General features: G+C 73.6%; 9 protein-coding genes. 2 read left to right on the forward strand and 7 right to left on the reverse strand.

The window, feature by feature from the left end; genetic code table 11:
• The first annotated feature begins 239 nt into the window (after positions 1-239).
• Positions 240-1,961, forward strand: coding sequence for a methionine--tRNA ligase (metG, locus tag E0D90_RS19750; RefSeq protein ID WP_130799471.1), 1,722 nt, complete (start codon positions 240-242; stop codon positions 1,959-1,961).
• 131 nt (positions 1,962-2,092) lie between these two features.
• Here the strand turns inward: metG and E0D90_RS19755 are convergent, their stop codons facing one another.
• The 6 genes from E0D90_RS19755 to E0D90_RS19780 all read right to left on the reverse strand — a co-directional run bounded on the left by E0D90_RS19755 (position 2,093) and on the right by E0D90_RS19780 (position 6,989).
• The gene (locus E0D90_RS19755; protein ID WP_103501256.1) at positions 2,093-2,662 is read right to left on the reverse strand and encodes a GAF domain-containing protein; all 570 of its coding nucleotides are present in this window, start codon (positions 2,660-2,662) and stop codon (positions 2,093-2,095) included.
• Positions 2,616-3,245, reverse strand: coding sequence for a GTP-binding protein (locus E0D90_RS19760; protein WP_103501257.1), 630 nt, complete (start codon positions 3,243-3,245; stop codon positions 2,616-2,618). Before E0D90_RS19760 ends, E0D90_RS19755 begins: the two co-directional genes overlap by 47 nt.
• On the reverse strand, positions 3,223-3,597 hold the full coding sequence (locus tag E0D90_RS19765) for a DUF742 domain-containing protein (protein ID WP_130799472.1): 375 nt from the start codon (positions 3,595-3,597) through the stop codon (positions 3,223-3,225). Before E0D90_RS19765 ends, E0D90_RS19760 begins: the two co-directional genes overlap by 23 nt.
• A gap of 4 nt (positions 3,598-3,601) precedes the next feature.
• The gene (locus E0D90_RS19770; RefSeq protein WP_103501259.1) at positions 3,602-4,018 is read right to left on the reverse strand and encodes a roadblock/LC7 domain-containing protein; all 417 of its coding nucleotides are present in this window, start codon (positions 4,016-4,018) and stop codon (positions 3,602-3,604) included.
• A 119-nt stretch (positions 4,019-4,137) separates the two neighbouring features.
• Positions 4,138-6,054: an ATP-binding protein gene (locus tag E0D90_RS28365; RefSeq protein WP_265415964.1), complete on the reverse strand. Its 1,917-nt coding sequence runs from the start codon at positions 6,052-6,054 to the stop codon at positions 4,138-4,140.
• 245 nt (positions 6,055-6,299) lie between these two features.
• Complete coding sequence (locus tag E0D90_RS19780; protein WP_130799473.1) at positions 6,300-6,989, reverse strand: alpha-ketoglutarate-dependent dioxygenase AlkB; 690 nt, start codon at positions 6,987-6,989, stop codon at positions 6,300-6,302.
• A 186-nt stretch (positions 6,990-7,175) separates the two neighbouring features.
• Between E0D90_RS19780 and E0D90_RS19785 the strand changes: the two genes are divergently transcribed.
• Entirely contained in the window at positions 7,176-7,973 is a 798-nt protein-coding gene (locus tag E0D90_RS19785; RefSeq protein WP_170215008.1) for a tyrosine-protein phosphatase, read from the forward strand.
• A gap of 154 nt (positions 7,974-8,127) precedes the next feature.
• Here the strand turns inward: E0D90_RS19785 and E0D90_RS19790 are convergent, their stop codons facing one another.
• Positions 8,128-9,186, reverse strand: coding sequence for a polyprenyl synthetase family protein (locus E0D90_RS19790; protein ID WP_130799475.1), 1,059 nt, complete (start codon positions 9,184-9,186; stop codon positions 8,128-8,130).
• Positions 9,187-9,220: the final 34 nt, after the last annotated feature.

Below are 9,220 nucleotides of genomic sequence, written 5' to 3' on the forward strand. Positions count from 1 at the left end.
GCTGTGCCGTGGGTGTCGCATGGTCGGTCATCGTGCCGCATCGGTGGCGGGGTGCCCAGCACCCGGAAAGGGACGGATGGCGACCGCCGGGGCTCGTTAGGATGTGGGCGGCACCGGGTCGGTTTCCGATCCGGGGGCCCTGCGCCGCGCGCCGCTTTCGGCCGCGCGGCGGTGATCCACCCCGCCCGGCCGCGTGACGCGCGGCCGGCCGCCGTACTCAACCTTTGGAGCATCCGAGGATGGCCCGACACCTCATCACCAGTGCGCTGCCGTACATCAACGGGATCAAGCACCTGGGGAACATGGTCGGCTCGATGCTCCCGGCGGACGTGTACGCACGCTACCTGCGGCAGCGTGGCCACGAGACGCTGTACATCTGCGCCACCGACGAGCACGGCACCCCCGCCGAACTGGCCGCGAAGGCGGCGGGGCTACCCGTCGCGGACTTCTGCGCCGGTCAGCACGAGGTCCAGAAGGCGATCTACGAGGGCTTCGGTCTGCGGTTCGACCACTTCGGCCGGTCCTCCTCCGAGCAGAACGCGGAGATCACCCAGCGGATCGCCCGGTCGCTGCACGCCAACGGGTTCATCGAGGAGCGCACCGTCCGCCAGGTGTACTCCCTGGCCGACGGCCGGTTCCTGCCCGACCGCTACATCGTCGGCACCTGCCCGCACTGCGGTTACGACAAGGCCCGCGGCGACCAGTGCGAGAACTGCACGCGGGTGCTGGACCCGACCGACCTGATCGAGCCCCGCTCGGCGGTCAGCGGCAGCAGCGAGCTGGAGGTCCGCGAGACCACCCATCTGTTCCTGCTGCAGTCGGCGCTCTCCGACGAGGTCGAGGCGTGGATCGACGAGGTCGGCGGGGAGTGGCCCACGCTGGCGTCCTCCATCGCCCGGAAGTGGCTGACCGAGGGCCTGCAGGATCGTGCCATCACCCGTGACCTGGACTGGGGCGTGCCGGTGCCGGCCGACACCTGGCCGGAGCTGGCGGCCGAGGGCAAGGTCTTCTACGTCTGGTTCGACGCCCCCATCGAGTACATCGCCGCCACCAAGGAGTGGGCGGACTCGGCGGCCGGTGGCGGCCGGGACTGGGAGTCCTGGTGGTACGGCGAGGCCGCGGCCGACGTCCGGTACACCGAGTTCATGGCCAAGGACAACGTCCCGTTCCACACCGTGATGTTCCCCGCCACCCTGCTGGGCACCCGGGAGCCGTGGAAGCGGGTCGACTTCGTCAAGGCGTTCAACTGGCTGACGTACTACGGCGGCAAGTTCTCCACCTCCCAGAACCACGGCATCTTCACCGACGCCGCGCTGGAGCTGCTGCCCGCCGACTACTGGCGCTACTTCCTGATGGCGCAGGCCCCCGAGTCGGACGACACCTCCTTCACCTGGGAGCTGTTCTCCGCGACGGTCAACAAGGACCTCGCCGACACTCTCGGCAACTTCGTCAACCGCGTGCTGTCCTTCTCCCGGAAGCGGTTCGGTGACGAGGTGCCGGCCGGCGCGGCGGCGGGTGACGCCGAGGCGAAGCTGGGCGAGGAGATCGCGGGGCTGCTGGCCGAGTACGAGGAGCACATGGAGGCGCTGCGCTTCCGCAAGGCGGCGCAGGCGCTGCGGGCGCTGTGGAGCGCGGGCAACTCCTACCTGGAGGAGAAGGCGCCCTGGCTGGAGATCAAGACGGACCAGGACGCCGCCGCGCTGACGCTGCGCACCGCGATGAACCTGATCCACCTCTACTCGGTCGTCTCGGAGCCGTTCATCCCGGCCTCCGCGCGCGCCATGCGTGACGCCTTCGCGCTGGAGGGCGACACCGCGACCTGGGTGGACGGCGAGCGGGCCCGCGCGCTGGACACGGTTCCGGCGGGGACGGCGTTCACGGTGCCGCCGGTGCTGTTCGCCAAGATCACCGAGGACGATCTGGCCGCCTACCGGGAGCGGTTCGGCGGCGAGGAGGCCTGAGGGGTCTCGGCCACACGGCGCCGGGGGCGGGGACACGGACGACCGTCCGTCTCCCCGCCCCCGGCCACGTGAGCGACCCGGCCACCTGAGCGGGGCGGTCGGGGCCGGCCCGCGAGGTGCGCGACGGGCCGTCACTCCACGGGGCGCCGCCCGGTGATCAGCCCGGTCAGCTCGGCGGCCGTCGCCTTGATCGTCTCCAGCCCTTCCCGTCCCCAGGCCCGCGGCCGGGTGTCGACCACGCAGACCGTGCCCAGTGCCTCTCCGGAGCACTCCAGCAGGGGCGCTCCCAGATAGGAGCGAATGCCGATCTCGTCCACGAGGGGGTTCCCGGCGAAGCGCGGGTAGTCGCGGACGTCCTCCAGCACCAGCGCCTTGCGGCGGACGACCACGTGCGGGCAGTAGCCGTAGTCGCGGGCCATCACCCGGCCCGGTCCGCGCCGGGGGGCCGACGCCGGGCCCCGGGGCGGACCGTCGTCGACCGGGGTGTGCAGCCCGGCGAAGAACTGCCGGTTCTCGTCGATGAAGTTGACCATGGCGTAGGGCGCCTCGGTGACGGCTGCCAGCCTCCGGGCGAAGGCGTCCAGTTCGGGCAGCGCCTCGGTGCCTATGCCGAGTTCCGCGAGCCGGCGGACCCGCGCCGCGGCGTCTGGGTCCTCAGGGGTGAGCAGCAGATGGCTCGTCGGGTCGTACCGTCTCCGCATGGTCACTCCTTGTTTCGATCAGGTGCTTGACGAGGGTGACGAGGACGGCCGTGCCGGAGGCCGCCAGCCGGGCGTCGCAGGGGATGACGGGGACGTCGGAACGCAGGTCCAGCGCGTTGCGGATCTCGTCCGCCGTGTACCGGTGCGCCTGGTCGAACTCGTTGATGGCCACGACGAAGCCGAGGTCGCGGCGTTCGAAGAAGTCCACCGCGGGGAAGCAGTCGGCCAGCCGCCGTGTGTCGGCGAGCACCACGGCGCCCAGCGCGCCGGCGCACAGCTCGTCCCACATGAACCAGAAGCGTTCCTGGCCGGGGGTGCCGAAGAGGTAGAGGACGTGGCGCTCGCTGATGGTGATCCGGCCGAAGTCCATGGCGACGGTGGTGGTGTGTTTCTCCTCCACTCCCTCCAGGCTGTCGGTGCCGGCGCTGACCTGGGTGAGCAGTTCCTCCGTGGAGAGCGGCTCGATCTCACTGACCGCGCCGACCAGTGTGGTCTTGCCGGCGCCGAAGCCGCCGGCGACCAGGATCTTCAACGGGGTCGGGAACGGTCGGCGGCGGGTCTCAGAGCCGCGTGCGGAGTCCATGCAGGACCGCCTCCAGCAGGTGTCGGTCTGGGTCGAGGTCGGGGTCGGGCGGGGCGGAGGCGCTGATCGCCCCGCAATCCACCAGGTCGGAGAGGAGCACCTTGGTGACGGTCGCGGGCAGCCGCACATGGGCGGCGATCTCGGCGACCGAGGTGGCGTCCCGGCACAGGCCGAGGACCTGGCTGTGGTCGGGGCCGAGATAGCCGTGGGTGCCGCGGCCGGTGGCGCGGACCAGGGTGAGCAGGTCGAAGTCGGAGGTCGGCCTGGTGCGGCCGCCGCAGACCGTGTAGGGGCGGACGAGCCGGCCCGCGTCGTCGTCGAGCAGGACCGGCTCCTGCCGGTTTCGTGTCATCCGGCTACTGCCCGGCCGACTGGCGCGCCGGCGTCATCAGCGCCTGGCGGGCGCCCTTGACCAGCATCGCCATCTCGTAGCCGAGCACGGCGGCGTCGGCCTCCCGGCCGGCCAGCACGGCGAGGCAGGCGCCCTGTCCGGCGGTGGCGACGAACAGCAGGGTGGTGTCCAGCTCGACGACGACCTGGCGCACCTCGCCCCCGTCGCCGAAGCGGATGCCGGCGCTGCGGGCGAGCGAGTACAGGCCGGAGGCGAGTGCGGCCAGGTGGTCCGCGGCGTCGCTGTCCAGTCCGTCGGATGCCTTGACCAGGCCGTCACTGGAGAGCAGGACGGCGCTGTCGGTGTGCGGGACCCGCTGGAGCAGACCCGTCAGCAGCCAGGAAAGGTCCGCGGGCTGGCCGAGTGGGCGTTCGGTCACCATCGTCGCCACTGTCTCCTTCATCTCCTCGTGGGGGCTGGTAGCCGGGTGGTCGGGAACGGACGGCGGGTGGCCTCGTCCGGCCGCCGCCGGGACCGGTGGGGGGCGTACCGGCGGCGCCCTCACGAATCGGGCTCCGCGAGGCTCGCTCCGCGCCGGAAGGCGGCCATCAGGCCGGGGTCGTGGACGACGACGTCCTCGTCCACGCCGTACGCGGGTGGATCGGTGCGAAGTTCGGGCACCAGATGCTGCTGCTTCTCGCGACGCGGCAACACGGGCTTGCCGTCGGTGGCCGCGGCGTGTCCGGTGGCGCGCGGCCCGCCGGTGGCCGGCATCGGCAGCGGGCTCGCGGGGGCCGGATGGCCGTAGGCGGGTGGCGGAGGGGCCGCCGCCGCTCCCCCGGGGCCGGCCGGCGGAGCGGCGTGGCGTCCGGTCGCGCGCGAGCGACGGCGGGGCAGCTCGGTGCGCGGGGTCTCCGTGCGGGCGGGCTCGGCGTGGGGGTGCTCGGCTCGGGGGTGCTCGGCTCGGGGGTGCTCGGCGTGGGAGTGCTCCTGTTGCCCCGGAACCTGGGGTCGCGCGTCGTCGGCCGGGGGAGGCGGCCCGGCGTGGTCGACCGGCGCGGACGGCGCGGCACGGCGTACCGGCGGCGGCGGTCCCGCGTAGTTGACGGCGGGCGGTGGACCGGCGTGGTTCACCGGCGGTGGCGGGCCGCCCGTGGCGGCGGACGCCGGCTGGCTCCGGCCCTCGGGCCCGTCGTCCCCTTCCGCGCCCAGGAGTTCGTGGGGCACGACGAGGACGGCCTGGACCCCGCCGTAGATGTTGCTCTGCAACTGGACGACGATGTTGTGCCGCTGGGCGAGGGAGGAGACCACGAAGAGACCGATGCGGCCGTCCTGGAGGAGTGCGCCGACATCGACGCGTTCGGCCCCCGAGAGCAGGGCGTTCATCCGGTCCTGCTCCTCCGCGGTCATGCCCAGTCCGCGGTCCTCCACCTCGACCGCCAGCCCGGAGGTCACGTACTGGGCGCGCAGCACCACCTGGGTCTGCGGCGCGGAGAACACCGTGGCGTTCTCCACCAGTTCGGCCAGCAGGTGGATCACGTCGGCGACGGCGTGCCCGCGCAGCCGTCCCTCGATCGGCGGGACCAGCTTGACCCGCGAGTAGTGCTGCACCTCGGCGATGGAGGAGCGCAGCACCTCGGTCATGCCGACCGGGCGGCTCCACTGGCGGCGTGAGACGGCGCCGCCCAGTACCGCGAGGTTCTCGGCGTGCCGCCGGATGCGGGTGGCGAGGTGGTCGACGTGAAAGAGGCCCTTGAGGAGGTCCGGGTCCTCGACCTGGTTCTCCAGCTCGTCGAGGTGCTCGATCTCGCGGTGGACGAGGGACTGCAGCCGCCGGGCGAGGTTGACGAACACCTCGACCTTCTCGTCGCTGCCGCTGACGCTTCCGCGCACCGAGGCTGCCGATTCGGCCATGGCGGTCTCCGCCGCGTGCTGAGCGACGGCCAGTTCCTCGCCGAGCAGTTCCAGCGCGTCGTCGCCGGTCGGCACCGGGGCGCGGGGTGCGGGAGGGCGGACGCGGTCGCCCTGTTCGATGCGGCGCGCCATGGCCTGGAGGTCGGCCCGCCCGCGGGCGTTGAGCCGCCGGACGGCCGCGACACGGGCGGCGCGGGCGCGGGACTCCGCGCCGGCCAGGTACGCGGCGAGGGAGACCACGACGCCGGTCAGCAGCAGCGCGCCGCCCAGCACGGCCCAGGGGATCCCGGCCGCCGCGCCCGGTGCGCCGGCGGGGCCGGTGCCCAGCAGGTAGCCGATGACGCAGGAGGCGACGGCGCCGACCAGGATCGGCGGCCACACGGCGAGGCTCATCAGCCGTCGCGCCTCGGTGCAGCCGGGCGCGTCGCGGGCGTCTGAGCCGCGGGACTCCGATCGGTGCGGGCGGTGACCGTTGCGGGCGGCCGTGCGGGCGCGTCGGCCGGAGGGCGCCGGGGCGGTGTCGACGCCCCCGTTGGCGGCCCCGTGGCTGTGCGGTTCGGACATCTTCCGTCCCCGGATGCGGTCTCGGATCCCGCGGAGGTGATCCGAGCGGAATGGTTCCGTTGCGAAGAGTGAGCTGAGTGCGTCGCAACGCTAACCGCCGAGTACGGGCGGAAGGGGTCGGGTTTCGGCATTCGCCACCCCTCGCCACCTCCTAACGGGTGAACGTGTGGCGATCGGTGGACGGCGCCGGGCGACGGGGGCGTATAGCGCCGCCACCTGCGGTGGCGGGGGGAGGTGGCGGTCCGTCACCCCGCCAGACCGGAGACACGCACCGTGACGTTCACCCGGCCGCTCAGCTCCAGTCCGGGTGGCCCGGTACCGGGCGCGGTACGCGGCACGCCGTGGTACGCCAGCCGGGCCGGGCCGCCGAAGACGAAGCTGTCCCCGCTGCGCAGTTCGGTGTCGGTCCACGGCCGGGAGCGTCCGGCGGTGGTGCCGAACCGGAAGACGCAGGCGTCACCGAGGCTGAAGGAGACCACCGGGGCCGGTGACCGTTCGTCGCTGTCCCGGTGCATCCCCATCCGGGCGCCGTCGGGGTAGAAGTTGACGAGTGCCACGTCGAAGGCCGCGGCGTCCGGTACCGGGCCGATCCCGGCGTCCGCGCCACCGCCGTCGCGCGGGGCCGCGGCGGCGGCTACCGCCTGGCGCGCCCACTCCCCCAGCCAGCCGGGGAACGGCTTCACGGGCGCGCCGTCGCCGTCGACGACGGTGCGCGCGTAGCCGTAGGGGAACCAGTGCCAGCCCAGGCAGACCTGCCGCACGGACATCACCCCACCGCCCGGTGTCCGCACGGTGCGCAGCCCGGCGGGCCCGCGTGACCAGTCACGGCAGGCGGCCAGCAGCCGGCGCTGCCGGGCGTCGTCCAGGTGACCGGGCAGATGGACGGCACCGGGGGCGATCACGGTGGGCTCACGGGGAAAGAGTTCGGCGTCCATGGCGCCCATGCTCGCCAGCCGCCCCGTGGACCGCCACCCCGCCGACGCGGCCGGGCGCTCCGGGGTGGTCGGGCCCGCGCGGGCGGGGGTTCTGCGCCGGGGCCACGCGGTGGGGGCCATGCCGTAGGGTCGGTGCGGCACGCGCCGCCGCGCCGGGTGGCGGCCCGACGCCCACGGAGGCCCCGCGTGACACAGCAGCAGTCGGCCGAGCCGGTACTGACCGGGGTACGGAACTTCCGCGACGTGGCGGGGCTGCCCGCCGGTGGCGGGTCCCGCGTGCGACCCGGGCGGCTGTACCGCAGCGGGCATCTGGCGCACGCCACCGACGAGGACCAGGCGTTCCTCGCCGGGCTCGGGTTGCACACCGTCTTCGACTTCCGCAGCTCGGCGGACCAGGCCCTGGAAGGGCACGATGTCGCTCTGCCCGGCGTGCGCAACGTCAACGTCCCGCTGACCGACCCGGCCGACAACGCCGACTTCTGGACCATCGTGCGCCGTGGAGAGCTGGCCCAGCTGCGTCAGGCGCTCGGCGACGGACAGGCGGCGGGGAGGATGGCCGCCTCCTACCGCGAGATGGTGCGCGAGCGGACCGGTGAACACGGCCGGGTGCTGCGGCAGATCGCGACCGGGAGCACGCCCGCACTCCTGCACTGCTCCGCCGGGAAGGACCGCGCGGGCCTGACGGTGGCGTTGACCCTGCTCGCAGCCGGGGTGCACCGGGACGCCGTGCTGGAGGACTACCTCCTCTCCAACGCCCCGCACCGGCGGTACCTGGTGCGGCGGGAGGAGGGAGCGGACGGCGGTATGTCACCCGAGGTGATGGAGCTGCTGTCCCCGCTGTTCGACGCGCGAGCCGACTACCTCCTGGCCGCGTTCGACGAGATCGACGCCGGATGGGGCTCGTTCGAGCGCTACCTCAGCGGTGGTCTGGGGCTCACCTCCGCCGACCGTGAGGGGCTGGCCTCCGGACTGCTGGAGGGCTGAGCCGCCCGACCCGCCCCGGCCGCCCCGCCGCTGGGCGGCATGCGCCGGGTACGGCTGGCGGAGGCAGACGTCACCGGGGAAGTCCCGGGCGCGGTGGTGGGGCCGGTCGCGCGACCGGCCCCACCACCGCGCCCGGGACGATGAGTGCGCCGCTTCAGCGTTCGCGGATGACGATGAAGTCGGCGAGGGCCAGGAGCTGTTCGCGGGTGTGCGCCGGCATGGTCAGTCCGTCCAGCGAGGCCACGGCGGTGTCGTGCTGGCGGCGGGCCTCGGCGGCCGTCCACTCCCGGCCGCCCGCCTCCTCGATGAGGGCGGCGCGCATCGCGAACTCCTCCTCGTCGAAGTCCTCGAACTCCTCGGGGGTCTTCTTCGCGTCGGCGGTGAGCAGTCCGGTCAGGCGCTCGGCGGCGGGGTTGTCGGCGGCCAGCGCGGCGACCACCGGCAGGGACTTCTTCCGCTGCCGCAGGTCGCTCCAGGTCTGCTTTCCGGTGGAACGGGAGTCACCCCAGATGCCCAGCAGGTCGTCGACCGCCTGGAAGGCGAGCCCGAGGTGGTGTCCGTACCGCTCCAGCGCGTCGGCGGTCTCCTCGTCGGCGCCGCCGAGGACGGCGCCGACGGAGGCGGCGCAGGCGATGAGCGCGCCGGTCTTGTTGCCGGCCATCTCAAGGCACTCGGCGACACCGACGGTCTCGCGGTGCTCGAAGCCGATGTCCTGGGCCTGACCGTCGATCAGCTTGCGGGCGGCGGCGGTCAGCCGGCGGGCGGCGGCCGCGGCGTGCGGTCCGCCCTCCTCCAGCAGGACCTCGTAGGCGAGGGCGAACAGCGCGTCTCCCACGAGGATCGCCTGCGCGGGACCGTGCACCTTCCAGACGGTGTCACGGTGGCGGCGCTGCTCGTCGCCGTCCATCAGGTCGTCGTGGAGCAGCGAGAAGTTGTGGACCAGTTCCACGGCGACGGCGCCGGGGACGCCCGCCTCGGGAGGAGCGCCGACCGCCTCGGCGGAGACCACGGCCAGGGCCGGGCGGACCGCCTTGCCGCCGTCGCCGTCGGCGGGACGGCCGGCCTCGTCGATCCACCCGAAGTGGTAGGCGGCCACGGTGTCCATCGGGGACGCCAGCCGTCCGACGGCGGCGCGCAGCGCGGGGGCGGCGAGTGAGCGGCCGCGGTCCAGCAGGGTCGCCACGGCGTCGGGGTCGGGAAGGGGGGCGTTCACTGATGCTCCTCGCGCTGGGCGATCGGGGTGCGGG

It is taken from the genome of Streptomyces otsuchiensis, from assembly GCF_004305975.1.
Lineage (GTDB): Bacteria > Actinomycetota > Actinomycetes > Streptomycetales > Streptomycetaceae > Streptomyces > Streptomyces otsuchiensis.

Excerpts from the sequence above, each read along its gene's own strand:
- metG (WP_130799471.1), top strand. The coding sequence starts at position 240 with ATGGCCCGACACCTCATCACCAGTGCGCTGCCGTACATCAACGGGATC.
- E0D90_RS19755 (WP_103501256.1), bottom strand. The coding sequence starts at position 2,662 with ATGCGGAGACGGTACGACCCGACGAGCCATCTGCTGCTCACCCCTGAG.
- E0D90_RS19760 (WP_103501257.1), bottom strand. The coding sequence starts at position 3,245 with ATGGACTCCGCACGCGGCTCTGAGACCCGCCGCCGACCGTTCCCGACC.
- E0D90_RS19765 (WP_130799472.1), bottom strand. The coding sequence starts at position 3,597 with ATGACACGAAACCGGCAGGAGCCGGTCCTGCTCGACGACGACGCGGGC.
- E0D90_RS19770 (WP_103501259.1), bottom strand. The coding sequence starts at position 4,018 with ATGGTGACCGAACGCCCACTCGGCCAGCCCGCGGACCTTTCCTGGCTG.
- E0D90_RS28365 (WP_265415964.1), bottom strand. The coding sequence starts at position 6,054 with ATGTCCGAACCGCACAGCCACGGGGCCGCCAACGGGGGCGTCGACACC.
- E0D90_RS19780 (WP_130799473.1), bottom strand. The coding sequence starts at position 6,989 with ATGGACGCCGAACTCTTTCCCCGTGAGCCCACCGTGATCGCCCCCGGT.